The organism is Streptomyces sp. BI87, assembly GCF_025957665.1.
GTDB lineage: Bacteria > Actinomycetota > Actinomycetes > Streptomycetales > Streptomycetaceae > Streptomyces > Streptomyces albidoflavus.
The window spans coordinates 6047535-6064023 of sequence record NZ_CP110079.1 but is presented as its reverse complement, the minus strand read 5'-3'; the positions used below and the strand labels follow the sequence as shown (position 1 = coordinate 6064023).

Sequence of the window (16489 nt, the reverse complement as noted above, 5' to 3'; positions counted from 1 at the left end):
GGCTGACCGGCATGGACGGTCGTGACCTCGTACGTTCGGTGGCAGCGGTGGCAGGGCTCGGGCTGGTGCGCTCGTGGTGGCCCGGGCGTGGCGACGCGGCCGCGGTGGAGCGGGCCCGGGTGCCCGGGCGGGCGGTGGGGGCGGAGCCGGGGCCCGGGGGCGGCGTGGTGCGGTTCGAGCGGTCGGCGCTGCGGGTGCTGGTGACGACGGCGGGGGCGGTCTTCTGCGGCTGGGACGGTGCGGAGCCGACGCCCTCTCCCCTGGTCCGGGAAGAGCTGGTCGAGCCGGACGCGCGGGCCCGGCTGGAGCCGCACACGGCGGGCGGCTGGCGGGTGGTGGCCGAGCGGCTGACCGTGGCGGTTTCCTCGACGGGCGCGGTGGAGCTCTGCACGCCGGGCGGGGTGCTGCTCCGCCGGGATCTGCCGCCGCGCTGGTGGGAGCGGGGCGAAGGCGGGCCCGCGCGGTGGGCACGGCGCTCGGAGGTCGGGGCGGACGCGCGCTTCTTCGGGCTCGGCGGGAGCGGGGCGGGGCTGCGGCTGGGCGACGGGGTGCATCCGGTACCGGGTGGCACGGGGGTGGCCCCGGTGCAGTTGGTGCTCGCGGACGCGGGGACGCACCTGGTCGTCCCCGACGGAACCGAGGCGGGGACGGTGCGCCTGTGGGAGGGGGCCGAGGGCGCCGGGTCGGGGCACGACCGGCCGGGGCGGGCGGAGTGGCGGGGTGCGGGCGGTCCGCCGCGCCACTGGATGGCGGTGGGGACGCCCGCGCGGGCGCTGGCCTCGTGGGCGGCGGTGGCGGGGACCCCGGAGGTTGCGCCGGTCTCCGTGATCGGGGTGGGCGTCAGCGGCGGCCGGGCCGCCCGGCCGCGTACGCGGGTGCCCCGGCAGGGGGCGGCCGCCGGTGACGGCTGGGCGGCGATGCGGACGGCGCTGGCCCGGGTGACGGCGCTCGGGGTGTGCGGGGCGGCGCCGGGCGGGGCCGAGGGTGACGGTCCGGGGAAGGGGGCGCCCGCGGAGGTGTGGGTGCGGTGGTGGCAACTGGGGGCGTACCTGCCGGTGTTCCGTACGGGGGCGGGGCCCGAGGGATGGGAGGCGCGGCCCGCTCTGGCGGAGCTGGCCCGGGTGGCGCTGGCCGAACGGCGGCGGCTGCTGCCGTACCACGCGGCGCTCGGCGCCTTCGCCGGGCTGACCGGGGTGCCGGCGGTGCGGCCGGTGTGGTGGAACACCCCGGAGGACCGGGGGCTGCGGGAGGGCGGGGACGCCTTCCTGCTGGGGGACGCGTTCCTGGTCGTACCGGTGCTGGGGCCCGGCGGCGGGCCGTCGGCGGTGCGGTTGCCGGCGGGGCGGTGGTACGACACGGCCACCGGGCGGGCGTACCAGGGGGGTGCCGCCGTGCCGGTGGGGGTGGCGGCGGACCGGTTGCCGGTGTTCGCGCGGGCCGGGGCCGTGGTGCCGGTCCGCGGGGCGGACGGGGAGGTCGAGTGGGAGGTGTGGGCGCCCGCGCCCGGGCGTACCGGTGCGGGGATGGTGGTGCGGGAGTCCGGGGTGCTGGAGCGGGTGGTCTCCCGCTGGGAGGAGGGGCGGGTCGTGGTGCGGGAGGAGGCTGCCGCGGCGCGTGGGGCGGAGGTGTCGGTTCCGGTCCGGGTGCGAGGGTTTGGGTGAGAGGGCGGCCCGTCGCGCCGGGAGGTTCGTCGGGTGTCCGTCCCTCCTGGGCGGGCGTCACCGATGGCCTCAGGCGCCGGCCGGGCTGGATGTGCGCGGCCCAGGTTCAGAAGGTAGGGGCGCCCGGCTGGGTCAAGAGGTCCGTGTTGTCGGTGCGCTGGTCGATGCTGCCGGTGAGGGGAAGGGCGCGCAAGGCAGGGTCGGTGAGGGTGGCGGTGAGGGCCCGGGTGAAGCGTTCGGCGTGGAGGACCTGGTACGGGCGGTCGTGGTAGGGACGCAGGGCCGGCTCGACGGGGTCGGTGAGGCCGGTCGTGTTCTGGCGGGTGGCGAGGTGGACGTACGCGTCGCCGAGGTGGCGTTCGCGGTCCGGGTACGTGGTGGCGGCGAGGGCGGCACGCAGGGAGGAGGCCAGGGCGTCGGTGCCGGGGAGGCGGGCGAAGGCGCTGCCCAGCCACTTGCCGTAGGGGGCGTAACGGCGTTCGAGGAGGAAGGTGAGGCGCATCAGGTCGCGGACGAGGCGGGCGGCGGTGACGGCGGAGCCCAGCTCGTCGCCGACCTCGGCGCAGCGGCCGACGAGGGCCTCCTCCTGGGCGACGCGCTGCCACTGGCAGGCCAGGAGGTAGCGCCAGACCTGGTCCGGGTACCAGGCGAGGCGGTGGCGGGCGGCGGTGAGGGCGCCGGGGCCGTCGTGGAGGACGGCGCCACCGGTGACTTCGGCCAGTCGCTGCTGGGGCATGGCCAGCCAGTCGGCGGCCGTCGGCTCCTCGGCGGTGGCAGCCGGGCCCAGTTGTCCGGTGAGCCAGCGGTCGGTCTCCAGGATGTCGACGCGGTGCTCGACCGGGCCTTCGGTCGGCGTCATGTGGCCGATCGGGCCGTCGGCGGTGGCGGGGCGGAAGTGGGTGGGCCAGCCTCGTACCTCCTTCGGCAGCCGCTCCCGCAGCAGTTCGTGGAGGTCGGTGGTGTGGCGGGCGGCGTCCTCGGGGGTGAGGAAGAGCTGGAGGCGCGGGCCCCATTCGTGGTCGGCGGAGCGGGGCGTGTCGAAGCCCAGCACCTCCGAGCCCGTGCCGACCCGGGCGGCCGCGTACCGCAGGCCCGGGTGGACCTCGTCGAGCAGCGGGCGGACGGCCTCCTCGTAGAGGAGACGGGAGAGTTCCAGGCCGGGGAGGAAGTCCGGGGCGGGGTGGGTCATGGGCTCACTGTCGCCAGCGGGGGCGGCCGCGGCAAGCGGGTTTCGGCACGGCGGCGGGACTCACCCGTACCGTCCGGCGAACCAGGCGTCCGCCGCACGGGTGTGCAGGGGGAAGCCGAGTGCGGCGGGGGCGCGCAGGAGGCGGGTGGCGGTGGTCTCGGCGGTGGGGGTGAAGGCGGGCAGGCTCGCGGCGGGGCGCTCGGGGAGGAGGCCGAAGAGGAGGAGGTGGCCGTCGCCGGAGCTCATGGCGTCGGCGAGGGTGACCTCGGCGGGGTCGGCGAGGACGCCGGTCTCCTCGCGGAGTTCGCGGACGACGGCGTGGCGCCAGTCCTCGTCGCCGTCGATGAAGCCGCCGGGCAGGGCGGCCGTGCCGCGTGCCGGTGCGATGGCGCGGACGACGGTGAGCAGCGCCGGGCCTGCCTCGTCGCGTACGGGCAGGAGGGCCACGGCGACCGGGAGCGGGTTGCGGTAGGCGGTCGTCCCGCAGGCCGGGCAGAGGCGGCGGCCGGCGCCGGGGTCCGGGTAGGGGGTGCCGCAGGCCGAGCAGTGGGAACCGGGGACGGGCGGCCGGGAGGTGGGGACGGGCGTGGGCGTGGGGCTGGGCGTGGTGTCGGGCACGCGGGGACTGTAGCGGAGGGGGTGGCTCGCGAAGCGGTGAACGGGAGGCCGGGCCCGGCGGGTTGCTCTTCCCTCGTGGCGGGCGGAGCTGATAGATGAAGGGCGCATGACAGGAACCAATTCCTCCGCCCGTCCCTCCTCGGCCTCCGCGCGGTTCTCCTCCCGCGCCGTGCGCGTGCTCGGCGCGGGACTGGCGGCCGCCGCTCTCGCGCTGACCGCCGGTGCCGCCGCCTCCCCCGCCACGGCCGCGCCGGTCGCGGACGCCGAGCGCTCCGGCGGCCCCAAGGCCCCGCGGGGCTTCGTGGCCCTCTCCGACGTGGCGCCGACGATCCTCCAGGAGATCCGCTACACGACGCCGCACAACTTCGTCGGCGAGCCGATCGACGGCTACCGGGCGCCGATGTGCGTGGTCACCAGGCCGACCGCCGAGGCGCTGAAGCGGGCGCAGCGCGGGCTGCTGCGCAAGGGCTACTCGCTCAAGGTCTACGACTGCTACCGGCCGCAGCGCGCCGTCGACCACTTCGTGCGCTGGGCGGAGGACGTGGCGGACGAGCGGATGAAGGCGGAGTTCTACCCCCAGGTGGACAAATCGCGCCTCTTCGAGGACGGCTACATCGCGGAGAAGTCCGGCCACAGCCGCGGCTCGACGGTCGACCTGACGCTGGTGAAGCTGCCGGCGAAGCCGACCCGGCCGTACGTCCCCGGCGAGCCGCTGAAGCCCTGCTACGCCCCGCGCGAGCAGCGGTTCCCGGACAACTCGGTGGACATGGGCACCGGGTTCGACTGCTTCGACACGCTCTCGCACACCGACGACCCGCGGATCACCGGAGCCCAGCGGGCCCACCGCGACCTGCTGCGGTCGGCGCTGGCCGCCGAGGGGTTCACCAACCTGCCCGAGGAGTGGTGGCACTTCACCCACAAGCCGGAGCTCTTCCCCGACACCTACTTCGACTTCCCCGTGGAGCGCCGCTCGCTGCCCGGCGGTCACCACCACTGAGCGGCGACGGCCGCCGCCGTCCCGCCCGGCCGTGGGCCTGGTCCGGGCGGCGCGGCGGCGGCTACCGTGCCCGCATGGAGCAACGGAGCTTTGATACCTACGAGGAATTCTGGCCCTACTACGTGGCGATGCACTCCAAGGCGGCGACGCGCTGGGTGCACCTGACCGGGACGCTGACCGGGCTGGCGATCAGCGCCTACGGGCTGACGCGGGGGCGTAAGCGGTACCTGGCGGCGCTGCCGCTGATCGGGTACGGGACGGCCTGGCCCGCGCACTTCCTCATAGAGAAGAACAACCCGGCGACCTTCGGGCACCCCGCCTGGTCGCTGCGGGGCGACGCGCAGATGATCCGGATGATGCTGGCGGGGCGGGACCACGAGCTGGCCGAGACCGCGCGGAAGTGGCTCGCGGAGAACCGCTGATCCGGGGCCCCGCCGTGTCTTGACGGCCGGCCGGGGCGGGAGAACACTTCCCCGGCACGCGGCCCGCACCCCGGTCGGCGAGGGTGCGGGCCACGTGCGGTGGCGGGTGCCGGGTCAGTGCGGGGCGGTCTCGCGGGGAGCGGCGGCGCGGGCCATGGCGTGTTCGACGACCCCGATGAGGACCTCCTTGGCGGAGGCGCGCTCACGGGCGTCGCAGAGGACCACCGGCACGCCCGGGTCGAGGTCGAGGGCGGTACGGATGTCCTCGGGCGGGTAGTGATCGGCGTCGTCGAAGCAGTTGACGCCCACGACGAAGGGGATGCCGCGGCGCTCGAAGTAGTCGACGGCGGCGAAGCAGTCCTCCAGGCGCCGGGTGTCGGCGAGGACGACGGCCCCGAGGGCACCCTGGGCCAGTTCGTCCCAGAGGAACCAGAACCGGTCCTGGCCGGGGGTGCCGAAGAGGTAGAGGGTGAGGTCCTCGCGGAGGGTGATCCGGCCGAAGTCCATGGCGACGGTGGTGGTGTGCTTGGCCTCCACGCCGCCGGTGTCGTCCACCGGGCGCCCGGCCTCGCTCAGCGTCTCCTCGGTCCTGAGCGGCTTGATCTCGCTGACCGCGGCGACCAGGGTGGTCTTGCCGACGCCGAATCCCCCGGCCACGAGGATCTTCAGGGTGACCGGCTCGACGGGAGCCTTCTCCCGCGGTGAGCGCCCGAACTTCATGGAGTCTCGTCTCCTGCTTCGCTGATCTCTCGGGGGGGTGGGTGCCGACGGGCGGTCAGAGGGCGCGCAGCCCGCTGATCACCTCGCGCAGAATGCTTTCGTCGGGCAGCTCCGCCGGCGGCACCGGACGGTTCACGTGCACGAACTCCTCCTCCACGAGGTCGCCGACCAGGACCCGGACGACGCCGACCGGCAGGTCCAGCTCGGCGGCGAGCTCCGCCACGGACTGGGGCGCCTCGCGGCACAACGCGACGATGTCGACGTGCTCCGGCGACAGCGTGCGGTTCTCCTCCGGATCGTCGGCGCGCGGCTCCGCGACGACGAGCGCGATGAGGTCCAGGCGGTGCTGACCGGTGCCGGTGGTCCGGCCCCGCGTCATGGCGTACGGACGGACCACCGGTCCGGCGTCGTCGTCGAACCAGCGGTGCGCCCCGTTCCCGTCTTCGCTCATGCCTGGTTCACTACCCGCCCGCGGGCAGATCCGTGCGCGGCGCGCTGCCCAGATGCACGCCGACCCGCTTGACCAGCAGCGTCATCTCGTACGCCACGAGCCCCACGTCGGAGTCGGAGTCGGCGAGGACGGCGAGGCAGCTGCCGTCGCCCGCGGCGGTGACGAAGAGGAACGCCTCGTCCAGCTCGACGACGGTCTGCCGGACGCGCCCGGCGTCGAAGTGCCGGCCGACGCCCTTGGCGAGGCTGTGGAAGCCGGAGGCGACGGCGGCCAGGTGTTCGCTGTCCTCGCGGGTGAGGTCCTGGGAGACCCCGGTGGGCAGTCCGTCGCCGGACAGGACCAGGACCTTGCGGATGCCGGCGACCCTGGTGACCAGGTCGTCGAGGAGCCAGTTCAGCTCCCCGGAACCGGTGGTGTGCGCGGCGGTCTTCGATGCGGTCATCGACCGTCTCCCTCGGGTGTCGTTCGTGGTGCTGTGGAGCCCGCGTTCTCGTCGCGGCCGCGCTGCCAGCCTCGCTGGAGCGAGGCCATGCGGCTGCGGACCTCGTCGGCGTCGCGGTCGGTGTCGTGGGTGGTGTCCTGGTCGCGGTCGTCCGGAGCCCTCCTGCGGGCCTCCTTCAACTGCGGGGCGAGGCTGGCCTGCCGGACCCGGCGCGGCAGGCCGGCGGGTCCCTTCACGGGCGGGGCGGCGGGCTGGTCGCGGGCGCCGCTCTCCTCCTGGTCCTGGGCGGGCTCGTCGGGCCGGCTGTGGGCGACGGTCCGGCCGTGCGAGCTGACCAGCTTGGGGGTGCGGCGGCGGGGCAGCGGCGCCGGGCCCGCGCCCGCGGGTGACGGTCCGCCGGGCCTGGCGCCGGCGGCCGGGTCGTCGTGGGCCTGCTGGTGCTGGTCGCGGGGGTCGGCGGCGGGGGCCAGCGGCCGCCTGGGCCGGAAGACGCCCGGTTCGCTGTCGTCGTCGGGCAGGGCGCCGGGGAAGTCCTCCTCGTCCACGCCGGGGGTGCCGGCCGGGGCCTCGAGTTCGACGGGGCCGTCGGGGAGGAGGGGGCGCGTGGGCGTCCGGGAGGTCGGGATGCGGGTCAGGGCGGGGCGGCCGGGGCCGCGTGCGCCGCTGTCGGCGGTGTCGAGGGAGAGGCCGCGGCCGTCGGTGGAGCCGCCGGACTCGTCGGTCTCGATGAGCAGGGCGTCCGGGATGAAGACGACCGCGGTGGTGCCCCCGTACGGCGACTTCTGGAGGGAGACCCGGATGTTCTGGCGCTGGGCGAGGCGGCTGACCACGAAGAGGCCGAGCCGGTCGGTGTCGGAGAGTTCGAAGTCGGGGGTCTCGGCGAGGCGGAGGTTGGCGTCGAGGAGGACGTCGGGGGCCATGCCCAGGCCCCGGTCGTGGATCTCCAGGGTGAAGCCGTTGGCGACGGACTCGCCGTGCACCTGGACGGCGGTGTGCGGGGGCGAGAAGACCGTGGCGTTCTCCAGGAGTTCCGCCGTGAGGTGGGTGAGGTCGGCGACGGCGGGGCCGGTCACCGCGATCTTCGGCAGGCGGCGGACCTCGATCCGCTCGTAGTCCTCCACCTCGGCGACGGAGGCGCGGACCACGTCCATGAGCTGCACCGGGCGCCGCCACTGCCGGGAGGGCGCGGCGCCGGAGAGGATCACCAGGCCCTCGGCGTGGCGGCGCATGCGGGTGGTCAGGTGGTCGAGGCGGAAGAGGTCGGCCAGTTCCTCGGAGTCCTCGGTGCGCCGCTCCATCGTGTCCAGGAGGGTGAGCTGCTTGTGCAGGAGGACCTGGCTGCGGCGGGCGAGGTTGACGAAGACCTCGGAGACGCCGCGCCGCATCTGGGCCTGTTTGACGGCGCCTTCGACGGCGGCCCGTTGCAGGGTGTTGAGGGCCTGGCCGACCTGGCCGATCTCGTTCTTCGCGTACTCCAGCCGGGGGGCCTCGGTGTCGACGTCGACCTGTTCGCCCGCGGCCAGGCGGCGCTGGACCGAGGGCAGGCGGACGCCGGACGCCTCGTGGGCCTGGTGGCGCAGCCGGGAGAGGTCGCGGATGAGGCTGCGGCCGACGCGTACCGAGAGGTAGAGCGAGAGGGCGAGGGCGGCGAAGCCGAGGACCCCGGTGGCGGCGGCGCGGACGAGGATGCCGACGGCGACGGGCCGGACGCGCTCCTCGTAGCGGTCGGCGGCGGCGCCGGCGCGCTCGGCGAGGCCGTCGAGGACCTTGCCCGCGGCCGTGTCCCAGCTCTTGGCGGTGACGCCGCGCGGCGGCCCGGGCGGGGAGGCGGCGACGGAGGTCTCCAGGTCGCGCAGGGGCGCGGTCTCGGCGCCCTGCCAGTACCGCTCGTAGCGGGCCTCCTCGTCGTCGGGCAGGAGCGGCAGGCTGGTCTCGAAGAGGAGGGTGCGCTGGGCCAGGAGGTCGGAGACCTGGCGCAGGTCGGCCTTGTCGAAGCGTTCGCCGACCAGGGCCGAGGCGACCAGGGCGTCCTCGCGGGAGAGCAGGTCGCGGGCGCGGGCGAGGGAGACGAGGGCCCGGTTCTCCTTGTCGAGCTCGACGTCCTTGATGGTGTGCAGGTGGGTCAGGAAGACGTAGCAGGGGTCGACGAGGCGGTTGTACAGGTCGAGGGCGGCGGCACGGGTGACCGTGTTGTCCTCGACGGAGCGGCGCAGGGTGGCGATCCCCTCGAAGGATTCGAGGAGCGCGGTGAGCCGGCGCCGGGAGTCGGCGCTGAGCCCTTCGGTGGCGTCGGTGTCCTCGGCGCCGGCCCGGACGCGGGCCAGGGCCCGGTCGGTGGCGGTCCGCGAGCGGCGCAGTTCGCCGAGGGCGGCCGAGGCGCGCGGGTCGGCGAGGTGGACGAGGGTGCGGCGCCGTTCGTCCTGGAGGACCCGGGCGGCTTCCTCGACGGGCCGGCCGACCCGGTCGTCGGCCTCGCCGATCTTCAGGATCTCGGCGGCCTCACGCCCTGTCAGCACCGTGGCGAAGCCCCAGATCGCGGTGAGGGAGACCAGCGGCACGAGCAGCAACGCCACGATCTTCCGCCGGATCGTCCTGCCGCGAAAGCGCATGGCCTCCCCCAGTCCGTCCCCCGATGGTGTCCGGGGTGCACATCCGTGCGTCAACAAACGGCGCGAGCCTACTACTGACACAGGGTTGACCGAAGAGACGTCCGGGAGGTTTTCGGCCCGGAACGAGGCATCGGCGTCCGGTTCCCGCCGTTCAGCGACGATCAGGTGACCCTCGGGCCGCACACCGGCGTCCTCTCAGGCAGACTGGCCCCCTCCCGGACCGGCTGATTGCGGACATCTTCCCGGTCAGTTCCGACATCTCGCCCCCGTGGTCGGGAATCATCCGGGGACTCCGTGCGTCCTTCTGTACAAGTCGTGTACGAGGTGTGCGGAGTTGGTACGGGAGGGGTGCGCCGGCGTGGACCGGCGGCCGCCGGATCTCGACGGCGGCAGCGTAAAGCGGACGAAGGCGGGCAGCCAGACTGAAGACGGGGCCGGTTTTACGCGGCACCGGTCGGCTGACGGCAAGGCGGTGGGGAGTGACGGACTGATGGCTACGGCGGAGCGGCGGAGGACCCCGGCGGAGCGGGGCGAGCCGGGCGGGCAGGTGCCCGGCCCGCGCCGGGCGGAGGCGAGCGGGGAGCCGGAGCGGGCGCCGCTGTGGGTGGACGAGCCCGCGGCGCGTCCCCGGATGCCCGATCCGGTGCGGACGGCGGCGGTGCGGGCGGTGCTGATCGTGGCGCTGACGCTGATACAGGCGATGGTCGCCTTCCTGGCGACGCTGGCGGAGTCCTGGCTGGCCTTCCCGATGGTGCTCAGCAGCGTGGCGAGCACCATCGCGGCCACCTGGGCGGTGCTGGACGTCTGGGTCACCCGGCAGGTGTGGAACCAGCGGCACGGTGTGGTCTCGGCCCCGGGCAGCACGGCCCGCGAGCGCCGCCGCGAACGCCGCCGGGAGCGGCGTGCCGCCCGGCGCGCGGCCAAGGCCGGGGCGCGGATACCCGACCCGTCGGGCGGGGCGCCGGCCGCCGCCTCCGACGGGGAGCGGAATCCACGGACCAGCGGCACGGCGCGGGGCGGCGACGCCACCCCGGAGGCCGCCCCGAAGGGGAGCGGCTCCGGCGCACGGCCCGCCGGGCGCGACAGGGCAGGCTTCGAGCCGTCCGGGGTGAAGGCCTCGGAGCGGGAGCGGGAGTTGACCCACTCGTCCTGACCGGGCGGCGGTACGGCGGCTCCGTCAGGTTCGCCGTACCGCCTCCGGACCGGCAGACACCGACAGCTCCGCCCTCAGTGCCGGACCAGGCAGAACGGATGCCCGGCCGGGTCGGCGAGGACGCTCCAGCTCCGTTCACCGGAGCCGTCGTCCAGCAGCGTCGCCCCCGAGGCCAGCGCCTGTTCCTGGGCCTGGTCCAGGTCGGGCACACCGAAGTCGAGGTGGAACTGCTGGGGCCGGGACGCATCGGGCCACCGGGGCGGCTGGTACGGCGTCACCCGCTGGAAGGCGAGTACGAGCCCGGACGGCGTGTGCAGCGTCGCCCACTCCCCGCCGACCGCCCAGCGCCGGTCCTCCTGGTTCACGGCCCCGCCGAGCAAGGACCGGTAGAAGCGGGCGAGTTCCAGCGGCTCGGAACAGTCCAGCACCACGCACTGCAGTTCGGCGATCATGAGCCGATCCTAGGGCCGGGCCGTCGTTCTGCGAGGTCGAGGCCGACGGCGCCAGGCGCCGGAACGGCATGGCTCTCGGCCACCGTCACCAGGAGGAACCGGTGTCGTACCCGCCACAGCCCACCCCCGAGCAGGAACTCGCCGAGGCGAAGAGGCGGTTGAGCCTCCCGCACATCGTCGTGATCTGCGGCTCCACCCGCTTCATGGCGGAGATGAACGAGGCTGATCTGCGGGAGACCGCGGCCGGAGGGATCGTCGTCAAACCCGGCTGTGACATGAAGTCGCCGCACGCCCTCTGGTCCGACCCTGTCGAGGCCGAGGCGCTGAAGGCGCGCCTCCACGAGCTGCACCGGGCGAAGATCCGGCTCGCCGACGAGGTGCTCGTGGTCGGCGACTACATCGGGGACAGCACCCGGGCCGAGATCGCCTACGCCCGGTCGCTGGGCAAGCCGGTGCGGTTCACGCACCCGGAGGTCGACCCGGACGCCTGACCGTGTCGCGGTCGCGGCAGGGCAGACACCCCCTAGACCCGCTCCAATGCCCGGTGCGGCCCCCTCGGCAGTTCGGCCACGACCGGGTCGCCAGGGCGGACCACGCCGCCGGTGCGGACCACGCCCATCACGCCGGACTTGAAGGTGAAGTCCCCCGACGCGGAGTCCAGCGCGAAGACCTCGGCGAGGAGGCCCGGGCGGAAGTCGTTGATCTTCGCGCAGGGGTTGCGCAGGCCGGTCACCTCGACCACGGCCTCCTCGCCCAGCCGCAGGAGCGTGCCGGTGGGGAGGCCCAGCAGGCCGACGCCGCGGGTGGTGATGTTCTCGCCGAGCTGGCCAGCCGTGACGTGGTAGCCCTTGAGGGCCAGTTCGTCGAAGAGTTCGGCGTGCATCAGGTGGACCTGGCGCATGTTGGGCAGGTCCGGCTCGTAGGTCATGCGGAACTGGTGGCGGATCGTCCGCCCCGCGTGCACGTCGCCTTCGACCCCGAGTCCGGCGAGCAGCGTGACCGACTCCCTGACGGGCTTGGAGAAGGCGTACGTCTCGTTACGGCTCACCGCTGCGACCTGGCCGTTCATCTCCCCGTCCGGTCCACTGCCGGCGCTCACGCCTCGTCCTTGCGCGGCTTGACGTACATCCGGGTGGCGGTGATCTCGCCGTGCACCGTCTCCTCCTGCGGGTCCTGCTGGGGCAGGCCGGGGCGGAGGTGTTCCTCGACGCTGATGTACTTCAGGCCCGCGCGGAGGTCGGCGTCGTTGCGGAGGCGGATGACCAGGGGAAACTCGGCGAGGGCGGTCGTGTCGAAGAGGCCGGTGGTGTACAGGAGCTGGACGCCGAGGGCGTCGGCGACGGCGCGCTGGAGTTCCAGCAGGTAGGTGGCGTTGGCGCGGCCGATGGGGTTGTCGAGGAAGAGCGTGCCGGCGTGGCGGTGCTTGTCGCGGCCCCGGTCGTTGCTGCGCAGGGCGGCCATCGTGCAGTACAGGGCGATGGCGGCGGTGAGCAGCTGGCCGCCGGAGAAGACGTCGCCCATCTGGCCGACGGGGACGCGCTCCGCGCGCAGCACGGCGTCCGGCTTGAGGATCTCGACGGAGACGCCGCGCGGCTGGAGGGCGGCGTGGACGCCGCGCAGCAGCAGGGACATGCCGTCGCGGCGCAGGTCGGCGTTCTTGCGGACGGCGGTGCTGGTGGCCTCGTCGATGACCTCGCCGAGCCGTTCCACCAGGGTGGTCTGGTCGGGCTCCTCGAAGCGGATGCGCAGGAACTCCTGGCCCGACCACTCCCCCAGCCCCTCGGGCAGCCGGGAGAGCCGCTGGGCGGAGCGCAGCGTGGCGAGGGAGGACTCGACCAGGCCGCGCAGCCGGTCCACGATCGAGTCGCGGTTGCGTTCCAGCTGGTCGAGTTCGTCGGTGAGGACCCGGAGCCTCGGCGCGAACGCATCGGCCCACTTGGCGGCGTGTTCGGGCAGCGCGGCGGCGGGGAGTTCGCGGATCTGGGCGCGGGCAGGGGTGCGGACCTGTTCGTAGCGGCTGGAGTTGGCGTGGCGGACCAGGATGTCGCTGGTCTCGCGGAGGGCCGACTCGGCGGCGGAGAGGTCGGCGGCGCAGCCGCGCAGGGAGCGGCGCGCCTCGGCGGCGGCGCGGCGGGCCTCGTCCAGGCTCCCCGTGTACTGGTCCGGGGCCTGGGCGCCGCTCTCGTCCTCGGTGTCGCGGGTGTCCTGCGGGTCGCGGAGCAGGTCACGCAGGAGGGACGCGGTCTCCTCGAAGCCCGCGGTGGCCTCCTCGGCGGCGCGATGGGCGTGGAGGAGTTCGCCGTGCGCCTCGCGGGCGGCGGCCAGTTCGTCGGTGCGCCCGGCGAGTTCGGCGGTGGCGGCGCGCAGCAGCCGCTGGGCGGCCTCGACGTCGGCGGGCACCTGCTCGGGCGGCAGCTCGGTGTGGGCCTCGCCCTCCTCGGGGGCGTGCCGCTCGGCCTCGCCGCGCAGCCGGCCGAGCTGTTCGCTGGCGGCGGCGGAGCGGGTCTCCAGCATCTGGACGAGGGCTTCGGCGCGGGCGGCGGCGGCCTGGCGGGAGGGCCCGTCGGCGCCGTCGGGGTCCTCCAGGAGCTGGGCGGCGCGGTTGCGGACCTTGTTGCTGAGCCGGTCGAGTTCGGCGCGGGCCGCCGACTCGTCGCTCTCGGCACGGGCCTGCTCGGCCCGGAGGTCGGCACCGACGCCGACCTTCTCGTACAGCTGGGAGGCGGAGCGGTACGCCTCGCGCAGGGCGGGCAGCGAGACGCGCGGGGTGTCGGCGGTGGCGGGGAGTTCGGCGTCGTCGGGGACGCCGGCGATCTCGGCGCGTTCGGCACGCAGGGCGCGGGCGGTGCGGCGGGCGTCGTCGGCGGCGCGCTGGGCTGCGCGGCGGTCCTCGTCGGCGGCGCGCGCCCGGTCCAGGCAAGTCTGGGCGCGCTCCTCGCTGGTGGCGGCGGTCTCGGCCAGTTCGCGCAGGGCGGCCTGCCAGCGGGGCCGTTCGCGCAGGCGGTGGGCGAGGCCGGCGAGGGCGTCGGCGGCGCGCCGGGCGCGCTGGGCGCGTTCCTGGCTGTCGTCGCGGACCCGGTTCGCCTCGGTGGCGGCCTCGTCGGCCTCGGCACGGGCGGTGCGGGCCTGCTGGAGGGTGTGGGCGGCGGTGTCGGCGTGCTCCTGGGCCTGGTCGGCGGTGGCGCGCAGCTCGGTGAGGTGGCCCGCCGGGCAGCCGGCGCGCCACGACGTGAGCCGGGCGGCCAGTTCGCGGTCCTTGGCGAGACGGGCGGCGAGCGCCCGGATCTCCTCGTCGCGGGCGGCGGCGCGGGCGCGCAGGGCCTGGCGTTCCTCGTCGGCGGCGTACTCGTCGTGCATGGCCGGGTTGGGCGGGACGAGGAAGACGTTCTCTTCCTCGGTGCCGGAGGCCGCCGTACGGGGTGCCGGGGCGAGGAGGGCGGCCGAGGTGCCGACGGCGACGGCGGAGCGGGGCAGCAGGGCGGCGTCGGCGAGGACGGCGCGGGCCCGGCTGTGGGTGTCGGGGTCGGTGATGACGACGCCGTCGACCAGCTCGGGCCGGGCGGCGAGGACGGCGGCGTGCTCGGCCGGGTCGACGGCCTGGGCGAGGTAGCGCCAGCCGGGGAGGGCGGGGATGCCCTGTTCGCCGAGGTACTCGACGGTGGCGAGGACGTCGGGGCCGGGCGGCAGGAGCCCGCCGTCGCCGAGGGCGCCGAGGATGCGGGTGTCGTCGGCGGCGGCGGTGCGCAGGTCGAAGAGCTGGCGTTCGGCGGCGGTGACGCCCTCGTCCAGGAGGGCGGCGAGGCGGTCGGCGGAGCGGTCGAGTTCGGCGGCGGTGAGCGGGCCTTCCTCGCTGTCGGGCGCGGGCAGGCCGAGGAGTTCGGCGAGCCGGGGTTCGGCGGCGAGGGCGGCGGCGGTGCGCTGTTCCGCCTCGTGGGCGCGGGCGGCGGCGTCGGCGGCGTCGTGGGCGCGGGCGGCGGCGAGGTCGGCGCGGGCCTCGTCGGCGGCGCACTCCTTGGCGTGGTCGGCGGCGCGGTGGGCGCGTTCGCGGGCGCTCTCCCAGGCGGCGGCCGCCTCCTGCTCGGCGTCGGTGGCGGCGAGGGCGGCCCGGGCGGGGTCGCTGTCGGCGGCTCCGGCCTCCAGCCAGCCGGCCCGTACGGCTTCCTCGGTCTCCTGCTCGACCTCGGCGAGGCGCTGGCGCAGGTGGCCGGTCTCGCTGCGGGCGCGCTGGGCCTCGGTGGCGGCGGCGGTGGCGTCGCGGTGGGCGGCCTCGCCCTCGTCCTGGAGGTGGGCGGCGCGCTCCTCCAGTTCGGTGGCGACGCGTTCGCCGTCGCGGGCGGCGGCGTCGAGGGCGCGGACCAGGGCGGTGGCGGCCTGCGAGCGGGCGGCGAGGGCGGGGGCGGCGTCGCGTTCGGCCTCGCGGATGGCGTCGGCTACGCGGGTGGAGCGGTCCGCGGCGGCGCGGTGGCGCAGGACGGCCTCGGCGGCCTGCCAGGCGGCGTGCAGGGTGCGGGCGTCGGCGAGTTCGCGGCGCTGGGCGGCGGCGGCCTTCTCGGCGACGGTGAGGGCGAGCGAGGCGTGCCGGTAGGCGAGTTCGGCGGCGATCAGGGCGGCCCGGGAGCGGGTGTCCTCGGCGCCGGTGACGCGGTGGGCGGCGGTGGTGACCTGCTGGGCGAGGTCGCCGGTGCGGGCGCGTTCGTGGCGGGCGCGCAGGGAGAGGCTGCGGGCGAGGGTGCGGGTGCGGCGTTCGGCGGCGGCGTGGATGTCGCGGCTGCGGTCGCGTTCGGCGGTGGTCTCGACGATGCGGCCGAGCAGGTCGACGGAGCCTGCGGTGAAGTCGCGTTCGGCGATGAGTTCGGCGCGGCGGCCGAGTTTGTGGCCGAAGCCGTGGACGAGGTCGGCGAGGCCGTCGGTGTCGCGGGTGTCGGTGACGGCGCGCAGCAGCAGGTCGGTGAAGTCGGAGTCCTTCTTGACCGCGAAGAGGCCGGCGGCCTCGCCCTCGTCGGCGTTCATCTCCCGCTGGTAGCGGAAGAGTTCGGGGTCGAGACCGAGTTCGCCGAGGTGCTCGGTCCAGCGTTCGTGGGTCTCCTCCCAGTGCACGTCGAGGTGGAGGTAGAACTTCCCGGCGTCGGTGAGGGCGTCGCGGAACCCCTTCATGGTGCGGCGCCGGCCGCGCGCTCCGGAGGCGCCCTCGACGGGCGCGGGGACGGTGGTGGACTCGGCGACGGGCAGCGAGTCGAGGCTGAGGCCGGGACCGGGGCGGAAGGAGTACCAGGCCTCGGCGAACTTCCGCGGGTCGTTGGAGACCTGGCGGCCGCGCCACTCGCTGACCTTGCCAACGACGACGGTCTCGCCGGTGAGGGTGTGCTGCCACTCCAGGGCGACGTGGCCGCAGTCGTCGGCGAGCAGGAACTTGCGGAGCACGCCGGAGCTGGCGCCGCCGAGCGTGTTGCGGTGGCCGGGGAGCATCACCGAGAAGATCAGCTTGAGCAGGACGGACTTGCCGCCGCCGTTCTCCAGGAAGAGGACGCCCGCGGGGGCGGGCCTGCGCGGCGGGCCGACCGGCTCCTCCTCGAAGAACTCCGCCTGGGCGGGGGCCGGCTTCGGCACGGCCTTGCCGACCCCGCGCAGGTCCAGGACGGTGTCGGCGTACCGGGCGCCTGCGGGTCCGATGGAGTAGAGGCGGACCCGGGACAACTCGTACATGGCGGCGGACTCTCGTTGCGATCGGTACGGTCCGGCGGCGGCCGGAGGGCGTGGGCTTGCGGGTGGGCCGGC

General features: G+C 75.3%; 13 protein-coding genes and 1 pseudogene. 5 read left to right on the top strand and 9 right to left on the bottom strand.

The annotated features are described in order from the left end of the window. The first annotated feature begins 11 nt into the window (after window positions 1–11). Complete coding sequence (locus OIM89_RS27125) at window positions 12–1661, top strand: TIM-barrel domain-containing protein (protein ID WP_195731263.1); 1650 nt, start codon at window positions 12–14, stop codon at window positions 1659–1661. A gap of 106 nt (window positions 1662–1767) precedes the next feature. Here the strand turns inward: OIM89_RS27125 and OIM89_RS27120 are convergent, their stop codons facing one another. Together OIM89_RS27120 and OIM89_RS27115 are read right to left on the bottom strand one after the other, a co-directional pair. Continuing rightward, window positions 1768–2850 (bottom strand): DUF4037 domain-containing protein, encoded by a 1083-nt coding sequence (locus OIM89_RS27120; protein ID WP_264491684.1) that lies wholly within the window; start codon window positions 2848–2850, stop codon window positions 1768–1770. A gap of 60 nt (window positions 2851–2910) precedes the next feature. Further along, window positions 2911–3468, bottom strand: coding sequence for an NUDIX hydrolase (locus tag OIM89_RS27115; protein ID WP_175457609.1), 558 nt, complete (start codon window positions 3466–3468; stop codon window positions 2911–2913). A 169-nt stretch (window positions 3469–3637) separates the two neighbouring features. Here OIM89_RS27115 and OIM89_RS27110 point away from each other — a divergent pair, with 169 nt between their 5' ends. Next, window positions 3638–4465 carry a M15 family metallopeptidase gene (locus OIM89_RS27110; protein ID WP_151170485.1) on the top strand — a complete coding sequence of 276 codons (828 nt, stop codon included), beginning with the start codon at window positions 3638–3640 and terminating at the stop codon, window positions 4463–4465. 74 nt (window positions 4466–4539) lie between these two features. Further along, a complete protein-coding gene (locus OIM89_RS27105; RefSeq protein ID WP_175457608.1) occupies window positions 4540–4887 on the top strand; it encodes a DUF962 domain-containing protein in 348 nt (115 codons plus the stop codon). A gap of 114 nt (window positions 4888–5001) precedes the next feature. Here the strand turns inward: OIM89_RS27105 and OIM89_RS27100 are convergent, their stop codons facing one another. The 4 genes from OIM89_RS27100 to OIM89_RS27085 are packed head-to-tail and all read right to left on the bottom strand — an operon-like array spanning window position 5002 to window position 9109. Continuing rightward, window positions 5002–5607, bottom strand: a complete 606-nt coding sequence (locus OIM89_RS27100) for a GTP-binding protein (protein WP_030695368.1) — start codon at window positions 5605–5607, stop codon at window positions 5002–5004. A 55-nt stretch (window positions 5608–5662) separates the two neighbouring features. Next, complete coding sequence (locus tag OIM89_RS27095; RefSeq protein ID WP_030695369.1) at window positions 5663–6058, bottom strand: DUF742 domain-containing protein; 396 nt, start codon at window positions 6056–6058, stop codon at window positions 5663–5665. Between the two features lie 10 nt (window positions 6059–6068). Next, a complete protein-coding gene (locus tag OIM89_RS27090; protein WP_030695370.1) occupies window positions 6069–6500 on the bottom strand; it encodes a roadblock/LC7 domain-containing protein in 432 nt (143 codons plus the stop codon). Further along, window positions 6497–9109, bottom strand: a complete 2613-nt coding sequence (locus OIM89_RS27085; protein WP_030695371.1) for a nitrate- and nitrite sensing domain-containing protein — start codon at window positions 9107–9109, stop codon at window positions 6497–6499. The genes OIM89_RS27090 and OIM89_RS27085 overlap by 4 nt, the downstream gene beginning before the upstream one ends. Before the next feature lie 472 nt (window positions 9110–9581). Between OIM89_RS27085 and OIM89_RS27080 the strand changes: the two are divergent. Then, window positions 9582–10049 (top strand): annotated as a pseudogene (locus tag OIM89_RS27080) (hypothetical protein); the annotation flags it as partial. 287 nt (window positions 10050–10336) lie between these two features. Here OIM89_RS27080 and OIM89_RS27075 read toward each other — a convergent pair. Beyond that, window positions 10337–10714 (bottom strand): VOC family protein, encoded by a 378-nt coding sequence (locus tag OIM89_RS27075; RefSeq protein ID WP_030695373.1) that lies wholly within the window; start codon window positions 10712–10714, stop codon window positions 10337–10339. A gap of 68 nt (window positions 10715–10782) precedes the next feature. Here OIM89_RS27075 and OIM89_RS27070 point away from each other — a divergent pair, with 68 nt between their 5' ends. Then, complete coding sequence (locus OIM89_RS27070) at window positions 10783–11205, top strand: hypothetical protein (protein ID WP_107049053.1); 423 nt, start codon at window positions 10783–10785, stop codon at window positions 11203–11205. A 32-nt stretch (window positions 11206–11237) separates the two neighbouring features. On the opposite strand, the gene OIM89_RS27065 is transcribed toward OIM89_RS27070, so the two are convergent. Next, on the bottom strand, window positions 11238–11783 hold the full coding sequence (locus OIM89_RS27065; RefSeq protein WP_264491814.1) for an MOSC domain-containing protein: 546 nt from the start codon (window positions 11781–11783) through the stop codon (window positions 11238–11240). A 26-nt stretch (window positions 11784–11809) separates the two neighbouring features. Further along, entirely contained in the window at window positions 11810–16417 is a 4608-nt protein-coding gene (locus OIM89_RS27060) for a hypothetical protein (RefSeq protein ID WP_030695376.1), read from the bottom strand. Window positions 16418–16489: the final 72 nt, after the last annotated feature.